Source organism: Aquamicrobium lusatiense, assembly GCF_014201615.1.
In the GTDB taxonomy this organism is placed as follows: domain Bacteria; phylum Pseudomonadota; class Alphaproteobacteria; order Rhizobiales; family Rhizobiaceae; genus Mesorhizobium; species Mesorhizobium lusatiense.
Genome location: NZ_JACHEU010000001.1, coordinates 566,933 through 586,327 on the forward strand (window position 1 = coordinate 566,933; position 19,395 = coordinate 586,327).

17 protein-coding genes are annotated in these 19,395 nt (G+C 59.5%); 6 read left to right on the plus strand and 11 right to left on the minus strand.

What is annotated here, in order from left to right; all coding sequences use genetic code 11:
* Positions 1 to 52: 52 nt before the first annotated feature.
* From HNR59_RS02865 to HNR59_RS02875, 3 genes are read right to left on the minus strand one after another with little or no spacing between them, the layout of a single operon-like run.
* Positions 53 to 1,408: a dihydrolipoamide acetyltransferase family protein gene (locus HNR59_RS02865; RefSeq protein ID WP_183825701.1), complete on the minus strand. Its 1,356-nt coding sequence runs from the start codon at positions 1,406 to 1,408 to the stop codon at positions 53 to 55.
* A 1-nt stretch (position 1,409) separates the two neighbouring features.
* Complete coding sequence (locus HNR59_RS02870; protein WP_183825704.1) at positions 1,410 to 2,423, minus strand: alpha-ketoacid dehydrogenase subunit beta; 1,014 nt, start codon at positions 2,421 to 2,423, stop codon at positions 1,410 to 1,412.
* A gap of 3 nt (positions 2,424 to 2,426) precedes the next feature.
* Positions 2,427 to 3,659 (minus strand): 3-methyl-2-oxobutanoate dehydrogenase (2-methylpropanoyl-transferring) subunit alpha, encoded by a 1,233-nt coding sequence (locus tag HNR59_RS02875; protein ID WP_183825707.1) that lies wholly within the window; start codon positions 3,657 to 3,659, stop codon positions 2,427 to 2,429.
* 351 nt (positions 3,660 to 4,010) lie between these two features.
* Between HNR59_RS02875 and holA the strand changes: the two genes are divergently transcribed.
* Positions 4,011 to 5,054: a DNA polymerase III subunit delta gene (gene holA, locus HNR59_RS02880; RefSeq protein WP_183825709.1), complete on the plus strand. Its 1,044-nt coding sequence runs from the start codon at positions 4,011 to 4,013 to the stop codon at positions 5,052 to 5,054.
* Between the two features lie 90 nt (positions 5,055 to 5,144).
* Here the strand turns inward: holA and HNR59_RS02885 are convergent, their stop codons facing one another.
* From HNR59_RS02885 to mnmE, 5 genes are all read right to left on the minus strand, one after another.
* Entirely contained in the window at positions 5,145 to 6,020 is an 876-nt protein-coding gene (locus tag HNR59_RS02885) for a ParB/RepB/Spo0J family partition protein (protein WP_183831278.1), read from the minus strand.
* Between the two features lie 49 nt (positions 6,021 to 6,069).
* On the minus strand, positions 6,070 to 6,870 hold the full coding sequence (locus HNR59_RS02890; RefSeq protein ID WP_183825712.1) for a ParA family protein: 801 nt from the start codon (positions 6,868 to 6,870) through the stop codon (positions 6,070 to 6,072).
* A gap of 39 nt (positions 6,871 to 6,909) precedes the next feature.
* Positions 6,910 to 7,539 (minus strand): 16S rRNA (guanine(527)-N(7))-methyltransferase RsmG, encoded by a 630-nt coding sequence (gene rsmG, locus HNR59_RS02895; RefSeq protein WP_183825715.1) that lies wholly within the window; start codon positions 7,537 to 7,539, stop codon positions 6,910 to 6,912.
* Positions 7,536 to 9,410: a tRNA uridine-5-carboxymethylaminomethyl(34) synthesis enzyme MnmG gene (mnmG, locus tag HNR59_RS02900; RefSeq protein WP_183831280.1), complete on the minus strand. Its 1,875-nt coding sequence runs from the start codon at positions 9,408 to 9,410 to the stop codon at positions 7,536 to 7,538. The genes rsmG and mnmG overlap by 4 nt, the downstream gene beginning before the upstream one ends.
* A gap of 153 nt (positions 9,411 to 9,563) precedes the next feature.
* Positions 9,564 to 10,886 carry a tRNA uridine-5-carboxymethylaminomethyl(34) synthesis GTPase MnmE gene (mnmE, locus tag HNR59_RS02905; RefSeq protein WP_183825718.1) on the minus strand — a complete coding sequence of 441 codons (1,323 nt, stop codon included), beginning with the start codon at positions 10,884 to 10,886 and terminating at the stop codon, positions 9,564 to 9,566.
* A 61-nt stretch (positions 10,887 to 10,947) separates the two neighbouring features.
* On the opposite strand from mnmE, the gene HNR59_RS02910 reads away from it, so the two are divergent.
* Positions 10,948 to 12,963 (plus strand): thioredoxin domain-containing protein, encoded by a 2,016-nt coding sequence (locus tag HNR59_RS02910; RefSeq protein ID WP_183825721.1) that lies wholly within the window; start codon positions 10,948 to 10,950, stop codon positions 12,961 to 12,963.
* 105 nt (positions 12,964 to 13,068) lie between these two features.
* Here the strand turns inward: HNR59_RS02910 and rho are convergent, their stop codons facing one another.
* From rho to hemE, 3 genes are all read right to left on the minus strand, one after another.
* Positions 13,069 to 14,334 (minus strand): transcription termination factor Rho, encoded by a 1,266-nt coding sequence (rho, locus tag HNR59_RS02915; protein ID WP_183825725.1) that lies wholly within the window; start codon positions 14,332 to 14,334, stop codon positions 13,069 to 13,071.
* Positions 14,335 to 14,486: 152 nt separating this feature from the next.
* Complete coding sequence (gene hemJ / locus HNR59_RS02920; protein ID WP_183825728.1) at positions 14,487 to 15,020, minus strand: protoporphyrinogen oxidase HemJ; 534 nt, start codon at positions 15,018 to 15,020, stop codon at positions 14,487 to 14,489.
* The gene (gene hemE / locus HNR59_RS02925; RefSeq protein ID WP_183825731.1) at positions 15,017 to 16,051 is read right to left on the minus strand and encodes a uroporphyrinogen decarboxylase; all 1,035 of its coding nucleotides are present in this window, start codon (positions 16,049 to 16,051) and stop codon (positions 15,017 to 15,019) included. The genes hemJ and hemE overlap by 4 nt, the downstream gene beginning before the upstream one ends.
* A 403-nt stretch (positions 16,052 to 16,454) precedes the next feature.
* Here hemE and HNR59_RS02930 point away from each other — a divergent pair, with 403 nt between their 5' ends.
* The 4 genes from HNR59_RS02930 to coaE are packed head-to-tail and all read left to right on the plus strand — an operon-like array spanning position 16,455 to position 19,362.
* Complete coding sequence (locus HNR59_RS02930; protein ID WP_183825734.1) at positions 16,455 to 17,276, plus strand: pyruvate, phosphate dikinase/phosphoenolpyruvate synthase regulator; 822 nt, start codon at positions 16,455 to 16,457, stop codon at positions 17,274 to 17,276.
* Between the two features lie 49 nt (positions 17,277 to 17,325).
* Positions 17,326 to 17,925 (plus strand): Maf-like protein, encoded by a 600-nt coding sequence (locus HNR59_RS02935; RefSeq protein ID WP_183825736.1) that lies wholly within the window; start codon positions 17,326 to 17,328, stop codon positions 17,923 to 17,925.
* Positions 17,918 to 18,757 (plus strand): shikimate dehydrogenase, encoded by an 840-nt coding sequence (locus HNR59_RS02940; RefSeq protein WP_183825740.1) that lies wholly within the window; start codon positions 17,918 to 17,920, stop codon positions 18,755 to 18,757. Before HNR59_RS02935 ends, HNR59_RS02940 begins: the two co-directional genes overlap by 8 nt.
* On the plus strand, positions 18,757 to 19,362 hold the full coding sequence (gene coaE / locus HNR59_RS02945) for a dephospho-CoA kinase (RefSeq protein ID WP_183825743.1): 606 nt from the start codon (positions 18,757 to 18,759) through the stop codon (positions 19,360 to 19,362). The genes HNR59_RS02940 and coaE overlap by 1 nt, the downstream gene beginning before the upstream one ends.
* Positions 19,363 to 19,395 lie beyond the last annotated feature (33 nt).

A 19,395-nucleotide genomic window follows, 5' to 3' on the forward strand; every position in this document is an offset into this window, starting at 1 on the left:
GCGCCGCCCCCCATAATTTCATTTAGCCGGCTTTTTTCAAATATCTTCATGATTACCCCTCCACGAAGATCATGGCAGGCGTTTCGAGCAGCGCCTTGATGCGCTGGACGAAAACCGCGGCATCCCAGCCGTCGATGACACGGTGGTCGAAGGAAGATGACAGGTTCATCATTTTGCGCGGCACGAACTGCGATCCGTCCCACATCGGGCGGACCATCATCTTGTTGACGCCGATGATGGCCACTTCGGGATAGTTGATCACCGGCGTCGTCACCACGCCGCCCATGGCACCGAGCGAGGTGATGGTGATGGTGGAGCCGGAAAGCTCCTCGCGCGTGGCGGTGCCGGATTTCGCCGCCTCGGCCAGACGGTTGAGCTCCGCCCCGCTTTCCCACAGGTCGAGCGCCTCCGCGTGCTTCACCACCGGCACGACGAGGCCGTTTGCGGTCTGCGCCGCGATCCCGATATGCACGCCGCCATATTGGCGGATGATGCCGGCATCATCGTCATAGAGCGCGTTGAGCTGCGGTTGCTCGGCTATGGCTCTGACCATGGCGCGCATGAGGAAGGGCAGCAGCGTCAGCTTCGGCCGTTCCGTTCCAACGCCGCCCGCCGGCTTCTGCTTGTTGAGACCGGCGCGCAATTCTTCCAGCGCCGTGACGTCAACCTCCTCCACATAGGTGATGTGGGGGATGCGCGCTTTGGCAAGCTGCATCTTTTCGGCGATCTTGCGCCGCAGCCCGACGACCTTGATCTCGTCGACCTTGTCGTTGCGCGCGAGGCCCGACACCTTGCCGGCCTGAGGCCCGCGCGCGATGAAGGCGTCGAGATCGTCATGGCCGATGCGTCCGGCCGGGCCGCTGCCTGGCACCTGCCTGAGATCGATGCCGGCTTCCCTGGCGCGCAGACGCACGGCCGGCGAAGCCAGCGGCTTCTCGCCTTCCTTGCGCGGCACGCCCGTGGAGCCGCGCACACCCGACGGCCTTGTCGGTGCGGAAGCCGCTTCTTTCCTGCTTTCCACGACAGCGGGCGGCTCCGGTTTTTGCACGGCGACAGCCGGCTCGCGGGGCTGGGCTGGCGATTCAGGTGCGGCCTGCGGCTTCGTCGCGGCATCGCGCTCGCCACCATCGCTCTGGCCGACATCGCCTTGCCCGACATTGCCTTCGCCGGCCACCTTGAGCCGCACGATGGGAGATCCGATGGCGACCGTGTCACCAATTTCGGCGCCCAGCCACAGGATCTCGCCCTCCACCGGCGACGGGATCTCGACCGTCGCCTTGTCGGTCATGACGGCGGCCAGAACCGCGTCCTCGCGGACCATGTCGCCGACCTTGACGTGCCACTCGACCAGTTCAGCCTCGGCAACGCCTTCGCCCACATCCGGGAGCCTGATGACATGCTCGCCCATCTCAAGCCTCCATCGTCTCAATGAGCGCCCGGCCGACGCGTGCCGGTCCGGGGAAGTAATCCCACTCCTGTGCATGTGGATAGGGCGTGTCCCAGCCGGCCACGCGCGCCACCGGCGCCTCCAGCCGATAGAAGCAGTTCTCCTGCACCAGCGTCGTCAGCTCGGCGCCGAAGCCGGAGGTCTGCGTCGCCTCGTGCACCACAACGCAGCGCCCCGTCTTGTTCACCGAGGCAACGATGGTGTCGAGATCGAGCGGCAACAGCGTGCGCAGGTCGATGATCTCCGCGTCGATGCCGGTCTCCGCCGCCGCGGCCTCCGCCACATAGACCATGGTGCCATAGGCGAGCACGGTGAGATCGCTGCCTTCGCGGCGGATTTCCGCCTTGCCCAGCGGCACGGTATAATGCCCGTCCGGCACCTCACCCAGTTCATGCTTCGACCACGGCGTCACCGGACGTTCATGATGCCCGTCGAACGGACCGTTATAGAGTCGCTTGGGCTCAAAGAAGATCACCGGATCGGGGTCTTCGATGGCCGCGATCAGCAGGCCCTTGGCGTCGCGCGGATTGGACGGCACCACCACCTTGAGGCCGGAGACGTGCGTGAACAGCGCCTCGGGGCTCTGACTGTGGGTCTGGCCGCCGAAGATGCCGCCACCGGACGGCATGCGGATGACGATCGGGCAGGTAAAATCGCCATTGGAGCGATAGCGCAGCCGCGCAGCTTCCGACACGATCTGATCGTAGCCCGGATAAACATAGTCGGCAAACTGAACTTCAACGCAGGGGCGCAGGCCATAAGCGGCCATGCCGATCGCAGCACCCACGATGCCGGATTCATTGATCGGCGCATCGAAGCACCGGCTCTTGCCGTATTTGGCCTGCAGGCCTGCCGTACAGCGAAACACGCCGCCGAAAAAGCCAACATCCTCACCGAAAACGATGACGCGTTCGTCGCGCCCCATGGAAACATCCATGGCGTCGCGAATGGCCTCGATCATGGTCTTGCGCGCCATGGCTTACACCCCCGCCTGCTGGCGCTGGCGCCGCAAATGCGGCGGCATCTGTTCATAGACCCCTTCGAACATATCGCGCGTCGAAGGCTTGTTGCCGGAATGCAGCGTGCCGTTGTCCTCGGCCTGTTTCTGAGCCGTAATCACCGTATCGAGGATTTCGGCCTCGGCCTGCGCATGACGCTCCTCCGACCACACTCCCTTCAAAATGAGATGGTTCCTGAGCCGGATAACGGGATCGCCGAGTGGCCACGCGTCCGACTCCGCCTTTGGCCGGTAGGCCGACGGGTCATCCGAAGTCGAATGCGCGCCAGCCCGATAAGTGACGTGCTCGATCAGCGTCGGGCCAAGATTGCGCCGCGCCCGCTCGATCGCCCATTTCGCCACCGCATGCACGGCGAGGTAATCGTTTCCGTCGACCCGCAGCGCCGGGATGCCGAAGCCGAGGCCGCGCGCCGCGAACGTGCCCGAACCGCCACGGGCGATGCCCTGGAAGGTCGAAATCGCCCACTGGTTGTTCACCACATTGAGCACCACGGGCGCCTTGTAGGTCGAGGCAAACACAAGTGCAGCGTGAAAGTCGGATTCGGCCGTGGAGCCGTCACCGATCCACGCGGCCGCGATGCGCGAGTCGCTGCTGATCGCCGAAGCCATGGCCCAGCCGACCGCCTGAATATACTGCGTGGCCAGATTGCCGGAGATCGAGAAGAAGCCGTGCTCCTTCGAGGAATACATGATCGGCAACTGCCGGCCCTTCAGCGGATCGGCCTCGTTGGAATAGATCTGGTTCATCATAGAGACCATCGGATAGCCTCCCGCGATCAGCAGGCCGGCCTGACGATAGGTCGGAAAGTTCATGTCGCCCGGCGCCAGCGCCTTGCGGAAGGCGCAGCTCACAGCCTCCTCGCCCAGATGCTGCATGTAAAAGGAGGTCTTGCCCTGCCGCTGCGCCATCTGCATGCGCGCATCGAAGGCGCGCAGCGTCATCATGTGGCGCAGGCCGTCGAGCAGTTCCTCGTCGGTCAGCAATCCCGCCCATGGCCCGACGGCTTCCCCGGCCCGGTTCAGGACACGGATGATCGAAAAGGCGAGGTCGCGGATTTCGCGCGGGTCGACATCGACCTCCGGACGCGGCACGGACCCCGCTTTGGGGATCGTCACATTTGAAAAATCCGGTGTCCCGCCCGGTCTTACTTCCGGCTCGGGCACGTGAAAACGCAACATTCCGGTATCGGTCATGACCTCTCCTCCTGTCGCCACGTCCGATCTTCGCACATTCCCGCCACATGACCAGCGGCGACGCGGATCAACAGCGACGATGCGGCGATACTGGCAGGAAATCAGAGCAATTTCCCGTTTTTGAAGCCCTCTCTGCAGTAATAAAGCGAATGCCGCAGGCGGGTTCCGTTAAGGAATGCTGCGCAAGGATATTTTTCTCCGCGCGCGATCATCCTCGCCTTAAACGTACCTTCACGCGAAATCCCCGACGCGCCGCCCGCATCAGGCATGCCAACCGGTTCTGTGGGACATCCGCATGGACACATGCGCCAGACGTTTCCGTTGGCCAGCAAAATGCTCTAGAACGAGCGCATGGCACAGAAGAAAGCTCACGAAGTCGATTCCTGGCTGGCACGGCCCGATCCGCAAACCTTCCTCGTCCTGATCTACGGTCCCGATCGCGGGCTCGTGGCGGAGCGCGGAAAGGCGTTCGCGGAACGTACGGGACTGCCACTGGACGACCCTTTCAGCGTCGTGAAGATGGACGGCGCTGAAGTCGAGCGCGGTGAAAGCCGCCTGCTTGAGGAAGCCCATACCGTTCCCATGTTCTCGGACCGCCGCCTTCTGTGGGTGCGCAACGCCTCCGGCCAGAAAGGGCTGGCAGATCAGGTCAAGGCCTTGCTTTCTGCACCGCCGCGCGATGCGATCATCCTGATAGAGGCGGGTGAGCTGAAAAAAGGAGCGCCGTTGCGCACTGCCGTCGAGACCTCCGACGGCGCCATCGCCCTGCCGAGCTATGCGGATGAGGGCCGCGATATCGAGGCGGTGATCGATGACGAGCTGCGCAAGGCCGGCATGAGCATGGCATTGGAAGCCAGGCAAGCGCTTCGCCGCAATCTTGGCGGCGATCGCCTCGCCACACGCGCCGAACTGCAGAAACTTGTCCTCTACGCACAGGGACAGACGGAGATCTCGCTGGAGGATGTGCGCGAGCTGACCGGAGACGTGTCGGGACAATCGCTTGACGACATCATCGATGCCGTTCTTGATGGGCGCATCGGCGATTTCGACACCGCATTCGCCCGCCATTGTCAGGCCGGAAGCCCCCCTTTTCTTGCGCTTTCCGGCGCTATGCGGCAGTTCCATGCCATCCACGTCATGCGGGGAAACATGGACGAAAGCGGCCGCAACGCCGCCTCGGTGGTGGCAGGCGCCCGGCCCCCGGTATTCTTTTCGCGTCGCAAGCTCATCGAGCGCACGCTGGAACGCTGGAACAGGCAATCGATAGAACGTGTTCTGGCGCGCCTTCAGTCAGCGGTTTTGCAATCACGGCGTCGGCCGGAACTGGGTTCGGCTCTGGTACGACAGGCTTTGCTTGGGGTGGCAGTGGAAAGCGCCCGTCTTTCGCGGCGCTAAAACATTCAAACCTTGAGAAGTTATTTGAAAACAAGGGGATAACAAAAAGGCCCACATGATGCGGGCCTTTCAGCTCCAATCATTTGCTCTTCAGAGCTTCAGCTTGCGGCACAATTCGTCGAGCTGATCGAGTGTCTTGTACGCGATACGCAGCTCACCGCCGCGTTCCTTGTGGGCAATGGCAACCTTCATGCCGATCGTGTCGGTCAAAAGCTTCTCCAGCGCCAATGTATCGGCATCCTTTTCCGCCGGACCGGACGAACGCGATTCACGCACCGGCGCTGCAGGAGCCTGCGCCAGCGCCTCGGCCTGCCGCACCGAGAGCCCTTCCTCGATGATGCGTCTGGCGAGGCCGGCCGGGTCTTCCGCCGTGACCAGCGTGCGGGCATGGCCCGCAGACAGGGAGCCGTCCACCACCAGATCGCGGATGGTATCCGGCAGCTTCAGCAACCGCAGCGTATTGGCGACATGGCTGCGGCTCTTGCCGATCACCTGCCCCAGATCAGCCTGGCTATAGCTGTGCTCTTCGATCAGCTGCTCATAGCCCAGTGCTTCTTCGATCGGATTGAGATCGGCGCGCTGCACGTTCTCGATGATCGCCAGTTCCAATGCCGTCCGGTCACTCACGTCCCGTACGATGACAGGAATTTCGACGAGCCCGGCGCGCTGGGCGGCGCGCCAGCGCCGTTCCCCGGCAATAATCTCATAGTGTCCCTGCTGCCGCGGCGATGGCCTCACAACGACAGGCTGGACAATGCCGTGCTCGCGGATCGACTGCGCCAGATCGGTCAGTTCCGCTTCGCCAAAATGACGACGGGGGTTGCGCGGGTTGGGAGAAACGAACTCGATCGGCACCTTGCCATCGGCCAGCGCAGCCGCCTTTTCCGGCTCCGCGGGGCGGTCGATCTCGCCGATCAGTGCTGCCAGTCCCCGGCCAAGCCGCTTTCTTGAAGGATCTTCGCTCATCATTCACCAGAATCGTTTCACTACCGAATCAACCCGGACACAGTCCGGATCATGCAGCCCGCAGGCGACGCTCGCGGCGGATGACCTCCGACGCAAGCTGAAGATAGGCCTGACTGCCCGAACACTTCAGATCATACAAAATTGCCGGCTTCCCATAAGACGGCGCCTCCGACACACGCACATTGCGCGGAATGACGGTTTCATAAACCGTCTCACCCATATGAGCGCGCACGTCCTGCACCACCTGATTGGCCAGATTGTTGCGACCATCATACATGGTCAGAACAATACCCTGGATTTCCAGATGCGGATTGATCGACCCTCTGACCTGCTGAACCGTTTCCAGAAGCTGGCTCAGACCTTCCAGCGCGAAGAACTCGCATTGAAGCGGAACGAGAACCGAGTCCGCCGCTGCCATGGAATTCAGCGTCAGCAGATTGAGCGAGGGTGGGCAATCGATCAGAACATAGCTGAAAGTATCTGTGCGCCCCGTGGCCTGAAGCAAAGCATCACGCAACCGGGTTACACGATCCGGTGCCGCAGCGATCTCCATCTCCACGCCAAGGAGGTCAAGCGTCGACGGAACGATGGAAAGGCCAGGTACGGCTGTCTGCATGGCTGCAGCATCGATACCTGCCTCTCCGGTGAGCACATCGTAGGACGAAACGAGCCGGTCCTTGCGATCGATGCCGAGGCCCGTACTGGCATTTCCCTGCGGATCGAGGTCAACAATCAAAACCTTTTCCCCGATCGCGGCGAGTGCGGTCGCGAGATTGATCGTTGTCGTCGTCTTGCCGACGCCGCCCTTCTGATTCGCTACGGTGATGATGCGGGGTTTGCTGTTGATCATGTTTTCCTGCCGGAAATTCACTCCGATAGAGGGGCACGTTCAGAGATGACTCAAACTGCTTATCTCGAGCAGGACCCCTTCAGAATCTGTCGAACTTCTATGTTCTACCAGACGGAAGGACCAACGTTTACAGCTTTCTTCAACTTCGGAGCGGTAATCCCGACCTTTGTGAAAGAAAGCCGTCGCGCCTCCCAGCAGCCAGGGCGAAGCCAGCTCCAGCAGGAGAGGCAACGGAGCAAGTGCTCTTGCGGTAACGACATCCGGCTGACCGACAATTCCTGCGGCATCTTCAATACGCCGCGGAACAACCCTTGCCGGCAGACCGAACTCGCCAACCATTGCCTGAAGAAAACCGGCCTTCTTGCGATTGCTTTCGACAAGATCGATTTGACCGCCTCTTTCCTTCATCAGGAACGCCAGCACCAGCCCGGGAAATCCCCCACCCGACCCCAGATCCAGCCATTTCCGCGCTTCCGGAGCAAGCGAAGCCAGTTGGGCGCTGTCAACTATATGGCGGGCCCAGACGTCTCCCAGAGTAGATGGAGCGGCGAGATTGATTCTCTGATTCCATTTCTGAAAAACCGTCTCAAAGCGGAGCAGCGCCTCAAACGTTTCACGTGAAACGGGTCCTGCTGCATTTTGAAGTGAGGCTAGACGCGTATCTGTCATGCTGCGCCCCTGCGGGCTGAATTCTCATGATTGCGAATATGGGCGATGATAATCGCCATCGCCGCTGGGGTCATACCTTCGATCCGTTCCGCATCCGCAACAGATCTGGGCTGCCGCTGAAGCATTTTCTGCTTCAGTTCATTCGACAAGCCGGAGACATTGCTGAAATCAATACCCTCAGGAATCAGCCGCGCCTCTTCCCCTTTGATCCGGGCAGCGTCCACCTTCTGTCGCTCCATATACACGGCATATTTCGCCTCTATTTCCAGAGCTTCCGCAGCCTTCTTATCAATCGAGCCGAACCTCGGATCGACGCGTTGAAGCCATGATATATCAACGTCTGCATAGCTCAGAAGATCATAGGCTGACCGCCGGACTCCATCCTGATTGATGGTAAGGCCATGCCTAGCAGCTTCCCGCGGCGTCAGCTCTATACTTTTCGCCAACTCCCGGGCAGCATTCAGCGCACCCACCGACTGCTCGAAATGTTCGTGTCGCTGCGAAGAAACAATGCCAAGCCGGATCGCGAGCGGAGTCAGACGTTCATCCGCATTGTCGGCGCGAAGCGACAGGCGGAACTCTGCCCGCGAAGTGAACATCCGATAAGGCTCGGTAACGCCGCGCCTGATCAGATCATCGACCATGACGCCAATATACGCCTCCGTGCGGCTGATCGTCAGCAGTTCACTGCCAGAAGCCTTTCGCGCCGCATTGATCCCGGCCAGGAGCCCCTGTCCTGCAGCCTCTTCATAGCCGGTTGTCCCATTAATCTGCCCGGCGAGAAAAAGACCGCTCACGAGCCTTGTTTCAAGCGTTGCTTCGAGCTCGCGAGGGTCCACGTGATCGTATTCGATGGCGTAACCCGGCTGGAGCATGACAGCCTTCTCAAGACCCGGAATGGTTTTTAGAATTTCGAGCTGAACATCCTCCGGCAGCGAGGTCGAAATGCCATTCGGATAGACGGTATGGTCATCGAGACCCTCCGGCTCCAGGAAAATCTGGTGCGTGTCCCGATCGCCGAACTTGACGATCTTATCCTCGATCGACGGGCAATAGCGCGGTCCAATGCCCTCAATGGAACCCGAATACATCGCCGAACGGCCGAGATTGGCCCGGATCAGGTCATGCGTAGCGGTAGTGGTCCGGGTGATCCCACATTCGATCTGCTGTACCGTAATCTTTTCCGTCAGAGACGAAAACGGGACCGGATCGTCATCCGCTTTTTGCATATCCAGCGAGGCCCAGTCGATGGTACGCCCATCAAGCCGCGATGGCGTCCCGGTTTTGAGCCGGCCCAGCACAAAGCCCTCGCGGGCCATCGTCACGGACAATCCATTGGTCGCCTGCTCGTTCATGCGCCCGGCTACTATTTTTCTGTCGCCGATATGAATGAGGCCGCGGAGAAAGGTGCCTGTGGTCAGAACAACAGCGCAGCATGCATGGCGCGTCCCATCCGCCATGATGACGCCACTGACCCGGCCGTTATCGATTTCCAGATCATAAACCTCGCCGGCAACAATATGGAGATTGTCCTGCTCCCGGAGCAGGTCCTGAACAGCAAGCCGATACAGCTTTCGGTCGGCCTGAGTGCGGGGTCCCCTCACTGCGGGCCCCTTGCGCCTGTTGAGCATACGAAACTGGATGCCCGCCTTATCTGCCGCTTTACCCATCAGGCCATCAAAGGCATCGACTTCCCGGACCAGCTGGCCCTTTCCCAATCCACCAATCGCGGGATTGCAGGACATCACACCAATCTTTCTGGCATCCAACGTAATCAATGCGGTAAGCGCGCCACTTCGTGCGGAAGCGCTCGCCGCCTCGCATCCGGCATGGCCACCGCCAACGACGATGACATCGTAAGTGTTTGTGATTGGGGACTGTGGGTTCATTGAAGACACATCGAAAACCAATCTGCCGATGTCAAGAGATCATTTATGTGTTTCACGTGAAACGTTGCGTTGTCGAGCCATGGGTAAGTATGCGGTGTTTCACGTGAGTCATGGCTGGCGCGTGTTTCACGTGAGTCACTTCCCGATGCAGAACTGCGAGAATATCACGCCGAGAAGTTCCTCGACATCTACAGCGCCAGTGATCCGGCCCAACCGATCCGTGGCAAGTCGAAGCTCCTCGGCCCTGATCTCCAGTGGTGCGTGCACATCCCGGAGTGCGCTGCCTATGTGAGAAAGTGCGTCCTGAAGCAGTTCGACGTGCCGCAATCGAGAAGGAAGAATATCGCCGGCATCACGGATTTTGAGTTCAGCGATGTCCCCAATCGTCTGAACAAGCGATGTCATCCCCTCGCCGGTAACAGTTGAAATACAATGGTCGTAGCCAGATGGCCGTTTGTGCGAGGCGGAAGCCAGATCCAGCTTGGTTCCTATTCTGACGACTTCACCGGCAGCCCAACTCGTATCGACAGGATGAGGATCAGTCAGATCCTCCAGTTTCAGAACCAGATCCGCATCCCGCCCGCGTGCCCTGGCTTTCTCGATGCCGATGCTTTCTACTTTACCGGCGCCATCCCGAATACCGGCTGTATCCGCAACAATGACTTTCAGACCGTTGATGTCCAGCACAACCTCCAGAACATCGCGCGTTGTTCCGGGTTCATCCGTAACGATCGCTGCATCCCGCCGGGCAAGTGCGTTCAGAAGGCTTGATTTGCCAGCGTTCGGCGCACCAAGAATCACCACATGAAATCCGTCCTGAATGATTTCGGCGGCAGAATACCCTCTGATGTGTGCTGAGATCTGATCAGACAGGGCAGCGACATCGGTCCACACCCGATCAGCGACAGATCCGGGAACATCGCCCTCGTCCGAAAAATCGATGTCCGCTTCGATCAGCGCCCGTGCATTCACCAACCTGTTTCGCCATTCCGCATAGAGCCTGCTTTGCGCACCGTCGGAATTGCGCTGCGCAAGTCGGCGTTGCGCCTCGGTTTCGGCATTGATGAGATCAGCCAGCGCTTCTGTCTGAACGAGGTCCAATTTGCCATTCATGAATGCGCGGCGGGTGAATTCCCCTGCTTCGGCCAGACGTACCTGCGGCAGCCTTGTTATTTCATGCAGAATGGATGACACCGTCGCCCGGCCGCCATGCACCTGAAGCTCGGCTACATCCTCACCTGTGAAACTGTGCGGCGTGGGAAAAAACAACACCAGCCCGCGGTCAAGAATTTCCTTTCCTCGCCGTAGCGTCTGCAATGACGCCACGCGAGAATCCGGGACAAATTCGCAAATCGTTTCGATAACGAATCGAGTCTGATGGCCGGAAACCCGGATCACAGCCACCCCAGAAGGCAGGCGTCCGCTGGACAATGCGACGATGGTATCCCCGAATATCATTTGATCCCTGCCTGTTTCCTCATTACCACTCGCGCAGAGCCTTCCAATCAAAGGCGATGCTATGGTCCTGCCGCCCCAGAATCTGCTTTCCGGAGAAGCCAGCCCCTATCTCCGGCAACATGCCGAAAACCCGGTTCACTGGCGGCCGTGGTCGACAGCAGCGCTGGAAGAAGCCCGGCAACTGGACCGGCCCATCCTGCTTTCCGTCGGCTACGCCGCCTGCCACTGGTGCCATGTCATGGCCCATGAGAGCTTCGAGGATGCCGATATTGCAGGGGTCATGAACCGCCTGTTCGTCAATATCAAGGTCGACCGCGAAGAACGACCGGATATCGACCAGATCTACATGGCGGCCCTGACAGCGATGGGCGATCAGGGTGGCTGGCCACTGACCATGTTTCTGACGCCGGACGCAAAACCTTTCTGGGGTGGAACCTACTTCCCGCCTCGCACCCAGTATGGGCGTCACGGATTCGTTCAGATTCTGGAAGCGGTGGCCGGTGCCTGGAACAACAAACGCGCTGATATTCTGCGCAGCGCCGATACGCTGAACGCTCATGTGCAGAGCAAGCTCGGCGCCTCGCTCCCCAGCCAGATGATCGACGCAAATGCACTGCCCGGTCTGGCAACTAACATCTACAGGATGATCGACCATGATCAGGGCGGCATCAAGGGCGCTCCGAAGTTTCCAAACGCCCCGTTCATGCACACATTATGGCTGTCCTATCTGAACTCCGGCAATACCGCTCACAAGGAGGCTGTCGTTTCCGGTCTGTGTCACATGCTTGCCGGCGGTATCTACGATCACGTCGGTGGCGGTCTCACCCGGTACTCGACCGACGCACAATGGCTTGTGCCGCATTTTGAAAAGATGCTTTACGACAACGCCCAACTGCTGAGACTTGCAAACTGGGCCTATGGCGAAACCGGGACAGAAATATTCCGGATCCGAATCGAAGAAACGATCGGGTTTCTGCTGCGCGAACTGCGCGTTGACAACGGAGCCTTTGCGTCGAGCCTCGACGCGGACAGTGATGGCGAAGAAGGGCTGTTCTACACATGGGAACAAAATGAGATTGAAGCCATTCTCGGTGAAAACTCGGCCTCCTTCTTCAGGCACTACACCCTGAGCAAACCGACTTCCTGGCACGGAAAACCTATTCTGCATCAGTCCGCCGAACAGGCAAGAAGCTTCGGGAACCGCCACGAAGAGTTAAGGCCGTCACTACAGAAGTTGTTCATAGTAAGAGAAAAAAGAATCCGTCCGGGTCGCGATGACAAGATCCTGACGGACTGGAACGGCCTGACCATAACGGCACTTGCTGAATGCGGGCGTTCTTTCGCACGTCAGGACTGGATCGATGCGGCACGCACGGCCTTCGACCATATCCTTTGCTCCGCTGATAGCGGCCGCCTGCCCCACTCCACACTAGGCGACAAGGCGCAATTTCCCGCCATGTCCAGCGACTATGCAGCCATGGCGAATGCCGCAATCTCGCTCTACGAGGCAACATGGGATGCGACCTTCATCGAACACGCCCGCCATTTCGTTGATCAACTGGAGTTGTGGCACGCGGATGAGGACAAAACCGGCTATTATCTCAGTGCCTCCGACTCCGCAGATGTGCCAATCCGCATTCGCGGTGATGTGGATGAAGCCATCCCCTCAGCCACAAGTCAGATCATAGAAGCACTGGCTCGCCTCTCGTCCATAACCGGGGATGTCACCCTCCTCGATAAAGCATGGAAAGTGGGAGAACATGCTGTCGGCCGTATCGCCAGACAGGCCTATGGGCAGGCGGGCATCATCAATGCCTGTGAAATTCTTCGCTATCAGCACAAACTGGTCATGGTAGAAAGCCAGGGGAAATCGCAGTTCGTTCCGGTAGCGAATCGATATGCCGATCCCCGCCGGGTTGATATCCTTATACGTCAGGGTGATCCGATACACATCAGTCTTCCCGGAGGAATCTCCCCCAGCTCCCATGAGGCGGGCGCCTATCTGTGCAAGGGGCAGGCCTGCCTTCCGCCCGTAAAAGCTGGTGAAGAGCTGGAACAGGCTCTGAAAACAAGCTGACTCGGCATCACCAGCTCCACGCGAACGCGAAATACGGCTCCCAACGAAAACGCCCGGAAGCGATCCGCATTCCGGGCGTTTGATGTTCAGAAAAATTCCGACTGATCAGGTGTTCATCGAATCGAAGAAATCGGAATTGGTCTTGGTCTGCTTGAGCTTGTCGATGAGGAACTCGATGGCATCTGTCGTGCCCATCGGAGCCAGAATGCGGCGCAGCACGAAAATTTTCTGCAGATCCTGACGGGCGACGAGCAGGTCCTCTTTACGGGTGCCAGACTTGAGAATGTCCATGGCCGGGAAGATGCGCTTGTCGGCAACCTTGCGGTCAAGCACGATCTCGGAATTGCCGGTGCCCTTGAACTCTTCGAAGATCACTTCGTCCATACGGCTGCCGGTGTCGATCAGCGCGGTTGCGATGATGGTGAGCGAACCGCCCTCTTCGATGTTACGCGCTGCGCCGAAGAAACGCTTCGGACGCTGCAGAGCGTTGGCATCGACACCGCCGGTCAGCACCTTGCCGGAAGACGGCACGACAGTGTTGTAGGCGCGGCCGAGGCGGGTGATCGAATCCAGCAGGATGACCACGTCGCGGCCGTGCTCGACCAGGCGCTTGGCCTTCTCGATGACCATCTCGGCCACCTGAACGTGGCGCACGGCCGGTTCATCGAAAGTCGAGGAGACAACCTCGCCCTTAACCGAGCGCTGCATATCGGTCACTTCTTCCGGACGCTCGTCGATCAGCAGCACGATCAGATAGCACTCGGGGTGATTGGTGGTGATCGAATGAGCGATATTCTGCAGGAGAACGGTTTTACCGGTGCGCGGCGGCGCCACGATCAGCCCGCGCTGGCCCTTGCCCAGCGGTGCGACCAGATCGATCACGCGGGCCGAAATGTCCTTGCCTGTCGGCACTTCCATTTCCATCTTCAGCCGCTCATTCGGATAGAGCGGCGTCAGATTGTCGAAATGGATCTTGTGGCGGATTTTCTCCGGATCGTCGAAATTGATCGTATTGACCTTGAGAAGCGCGAAATAGCGTTCGCCTTCCTTCGGGCTGCGGATCGGACCTTCGACGGTATCACCCGTCTTCAGCGAAAAACGGCGGATCTGCGAGGGCGAGATATAGATATCGTCCGGACCCGGCAGATAGTTGGCGTTGGCCGAACGCAGAAAGCCGAAGCCATCCTGCAGGACTTCCACCACACCATCGCCGATGATTTCGATGTCCTGCGCCGCCAGCTTTTTCAGAATGGCGAACATCAGCTCCTGCTTGCGCATGACGCTGGCGTTCTCCACTTCAAGCGATTCGGCATAAGCGATCAGCTCAGGCGGCTTCTTGTTCTTGAACTCTGCGAGTTTCATTTCCTGCATGGCGGGACTCTGGGTGTGCTTGGCGGGGAATAAGCGAATGCTATGAAGACGCCGGACGCGGTCGATCTGAAGAAAACAAACGGCGCATGGCTAAAAGGAGGGCCTTCCTTTTACCGCCGCCACCGCCAAAGAGCAAGACGCCTTTTAGGTTCTCAGAAAGGCTTCACGATCACCAGAATGACGATCACGATCATCAAAACGGTCGGAACTTCATTGACGATTCGCCAGTGCCTGGCCGGTTTGGTGTTACGGTCCTCGGCAAACTTCCGCACCGCTCCGGACAGATAACCATGCACCCCGGACATCGCCACGACAGCAGCGATCTTGCCGTGCAGCCAGCCGCCCTGAAATCCGAAACCCTTCCAGGCGAGCCACAGGCCAAAAACCCAGCTTGCGATCATGGCGGGATTGATGATGGCGCGCAGCAGGCGCCGTTCCATGATCTTGAAGGTCTCGGACTGCACGGAGCCCTTCTGTGCATCCGCATGATAGACGAACAGGCGCGGCAGATAGAGCATGCCAGCCATCCACGAGATCACCGCGATGACGTGAAACGCCTTGATCCAGTTATAGGCCTCTTCCGAAGCATAGAAAAAAAGCACGGCCGTCAGGGCGATGAGGATGACGACCGCCACCAGTGCCCGTACGGCCGCGATGCGGTTGCTTGCCTGAACGGGTTCGCTCATCTGTCCGTTTCTCCGCGAACCTGACGCACCATCGCCTCGACATGCGCAACTGGCGTTTCGGGAACGATGCCATGGCCGAGATTGAAGATGAACGGTCCATCCTTCATGGCGTTCAGGATCGCCGACACGCCATCAGACAGCGCTTTGCCGCCTGCGACCAGACGCAAGGGGTCGAGATTACCCTGCACGGCTCCATCCTTCTGCAATTCGATTGCCTGCGACAATGGCACGGACCAGTCGAGCCCGAGACCCGTTACGCCGGTTTTGTGGCGATAGGAGCTGTAGTTGGCGCCGGCACCCTTGGGGAAACCGATTACCGGCACATCAGGATAAACCTCATGGACCTTGCGCACGATACGTGCGACCTGCTCAACGCAGAAAGCTTCAAAAGAAGCCTCATCCAGAACACCGGACCAGGAATCGAAGATCTGCACCGTATCGGCGCCGGCTTCTATCTGCCGGATGAGATAGGCGGCCGACTGATCGGCGAGAACGGCCAGCAGCTTCCTGAAAGCTTCCGGTTCACGATAAGCGAACAGCCGTGCCGGCGCCTGGTCGGGGGTTCCGTGACCGGCGATCATATAGGTGGCAACGGTCCAGGGCGCGCCACAAAAACCGATCAGCGTCGTTTCATCCGGCAGCTGACGGCGCAGACGCCGCACCGTTTCATAGACGGGTTCCAGATTCACGTGAAACGTTTGGGTATCGAGCGCCTCGATTTCAGCCGCCGTGATCGGTGTCATCAGCGGTCCCCGGCCCTCTTCAAAGCGCAGATCGCGGCCGAGCGCATGAGGAACCACGAGAATATCGGAGAACAGAATGGACGCATCAAAGCCGAAGCGTTCGATTGGCTGCAACGTCACTTCGACAGCCCGGTCGGGATTGTAGCAGAGGTCGAGGAAGGAACCGGCCTGCTTCCGGGTATTCCGGTACTCGGGCAGATAGCGCCCTGCCTGGCGCATCATCCATAGCGGAGGCGGGAAAACGGCCTCGCCTTTCAGAACCCGCATCATCTTCCGGTCGGCGCTCATTGCGTCTCGCTTTCAGGATCTGAATCTAAAAACAAATCTCTCTTATGAGAGAATCTTTTGATTCTATGAGTCTGTTGGAATCGGTGATTGTGATCTTTCCCGTTTTCCGGATTTGAAAGCCATCCAGCATTTTGTCGCGACCAAACTTGTCCAGACTGGAAAAGGTTGGGGATCGGAAAAGAAAATTCTGCTGAATCAAGCCTGTTGCAGATGTTTCATGATTCAGCGGCTTGTGGATTTCAGACTCATTTCCGGAATGCTCCACGCTTTTGTCCCCAGCGTGAAAACGAAATGCACGCAGGCATGAATTGTGGACAAACAGGCATCTGATACAGTCGCCCGGCCTGAGAGGCGGAATTCATCCCCTCTTGTCCACAGTCGCCCACAGAGCCGGATGTATGGTGTGAACAAGCCACAAAGTTTCTTTCATCTGCACATGATTTCTGACGCGACGGGCGAGACTCTTCTGGCCGCGGGCCGCGCTGCATCCGCGCAATACAAGGATGCACGGGCGATCGAGCACATCTATCCGCTGATCCGCAACGAAAAGCAGCTGATGAAGGTGTTCGAGGAGATCGAGGAGGAGCCGGGCATCATCCTCTATACGGTCGTGGACCAGAAGCTCGCACGCATCATAGACGATCATTGCGCCTCGATGGGGCTGCCCTGCGTTTCGGTACTCGAACCGGTGCTGACCGTATTCCAGTCCTATCTCGGCACGCCGGCCGGTCGGAGGGTGGGCGCTCAGCATGTTCTGGATGCCGATTACTTCCGCCGCATCGACGCGCTCAACTTCACCATGGAGCATGATGACGGGCAGTTGCCGGTCGATATGGATGATGCCGATGTGGTGCTGATCGGCATCTCGCGCACGTCAAAGACCCCGACCAGCATCTATCTCGCCAATCGCGGCATCAAGACCGCCAATATCCCCATTGTTCTGGATGTTCCCGTGCCTGACAGTCTGGTCAAGGCCAGAAAGCCGCTGATCGTGGGGCTGATCGCCACCGCCGAACGCATATCCCATATCCGCCAGAACAGGACGCTCGGCAACACCACCGGTTTCGAGGGCGGCACCTATATCGACAGGGCCTCGATCACCGAGGAACTGGCCTATGCGCGCAAGATCTGCACCCGCTACAACTGGCCGATGATCGACGTCAGCCGCCGTTCGATTGAGGAGACGGCGGCGGCTATTCTTGCCCTGCGCAACAAGAGCCGGTAATCGCTGGCATAGTGAACCGAAGCGTGAAAACCGAAGCCGGACTATCCAGATGACGGAAAAACTCGTTCTTGCCTCAGGCAGCCCTTTCCGCAAGGCCATGCTGGTCAGTGCCGGAGTGGATGTGGAAGCGGTTCCGGCCGAGATCGATGAGCGCGCCGTGGAAGCCCCGCTGCAGGACAGCGGTGTCTCTCCGGAAGATGTCGCCGTCATCCTTGCCGAAGCCAAGGCACTGGAAGTGAGCGAGCGTCGGCCCGGTGCGCTGGTTCTGGGTTGCGACCAGACGCTTTCGCTGGGCGATGAGGTGTTTCACAAACCGGCGGGCATGGAAGGCGCGCGCCGTCATCTTCTGGCGCTGTCTGGAAAGACCCATCAGCTGAACAGCGCGGCGGTTCTGGTCCGCAACGGCGAGGTTTTGTGGCGCCATGTCGGCATCGCCAATCTCACCATGCGCAAGCTGGAGCCTGCTTTTATCGGAAGGCATCTGGCGCGTGTCGGCGACAAGGCCCTGTCCAGCGTTGGGGCCTATCAGATCGAGGGCGAGGGCATTCAGCTTTTCGAGAAGGTCGAGGGCGATCACTTCACCATTGTCGGCCTGCCGCTGCTGCCGCTGCTGAGCGAACTGCGCCGGCTGGGAGCGATCGATGGCTGAAGCAATGAACAAGGCCTTCGTCATCGGCCATCCCATCGCCCATTCGCGGTCGCCTAAAATTCACGGCCACTGGCTGAAGGCCCATGCTCTCGCCGGCAGCTATGAGGCGATAGATGTCGCCCCGGCCGATCTGCCGGAATTTGTTGCCGGCCTGCGCAAGAACGGGTTTTGCGGAGGCAATGTCACCATTCCGCACAAGGAAGCCGTGTTCGCGCTGGTCGACCGGATCGATCCTGCTGCGGAACAGATCGGTGCGGTCAACACGCTGTGGTTCGAAGGTGAGACCCTGGTCGGCGGCAACACCGATGCGCATGGCTTTGCGGCGAATCTCGATGAATTTGCACCGGGCTGGGCCGAAAACGGTCCAGCGGTCGTTTTGGGAGCTGGGGGCGCGGCGCGTGCCATCATTCATGCCCTGAAGGAACGGGGCGTGCGCGATATCCGCATCGTCAACCGTACCCTGTCGCGTGCGCAGGAACTGCGGGATCGGTTTGGAGCCGGCATCACCGCCCATGAAATGGCAGCGGTGAACGAATTGCTGGATGATGCCGGTCTGCTGGTGAACACCACGGCGCTTGGCATGCATGGCAATGAGGGATTGCCCGCCGACCCCGCCGGTCTGCCTGAAAAGGCCATCGTTACCGATATCGTCTATGTTCCGCTGGAAACGCCACTGTTGGCCGCCGCGCGGGCACAAGGCCTGAAATGCGTGGACGGGCTCGGCATGTTGTTGCATCAGGCGGTGCCGGGTTTCGAACGCTGGTTCAGCCGTCGCCCGGAAGTCACGGCCGAATTGCGTAACCTCGTTCTTGCCGATCTGGCGGGTAGCTGATGATTGTGCTCGGCCTGACCGGATCGATCGGCATGGGAAAATCCGCGACGGCGCGGATTTTTCAGGAGGAAGGCGTTCCGTTTCACGATTCCGATGAAGCCGTTCATCGTCTGTATGCGGGAGTGGCAGCGCCTCTGGTGGAGGCTGCCTTTCCGGGCACCACGGTGAAGGGTGTCGTCGACCGCGCCGAACTCGGCAAGCGGGTTCTGGGCAACCCCGCGGCCCTGAAGCGGTTGGAAGAAATCGTCCATCCGCTGGTGCGCGCCGATGCCGACCGGTTTCTCGCCGAACAGCGTGCCGCCGGAGCGCAGCTGGCGGTGCTCGACATACCGCTTCTGTTCGAAACCGGCGGCAGGGAGCGGGTCGATAAAGTCGTCGTCGTTTCCGCACCCGCCGAAGCCCAGCGCGAACGGGTGCTGGCGCGGCCCGGCATGACGCCGGAAAAGTTCGAGTCCATTCTGGCAAAGCAGATGCCTGATGCTGAAAAACGCCGTCTGGCAGATTATGTTGTCGATACCGGCAGCGGTTTCGATGTCACCCGCGCTCATATCCGCCGCATCATTGCCGAACTGGCAGGAGACAGGGCCGGGCAGGCTGATCGCTGAACAGGTCGGCGATCCGGTATTTTGACAGACTGG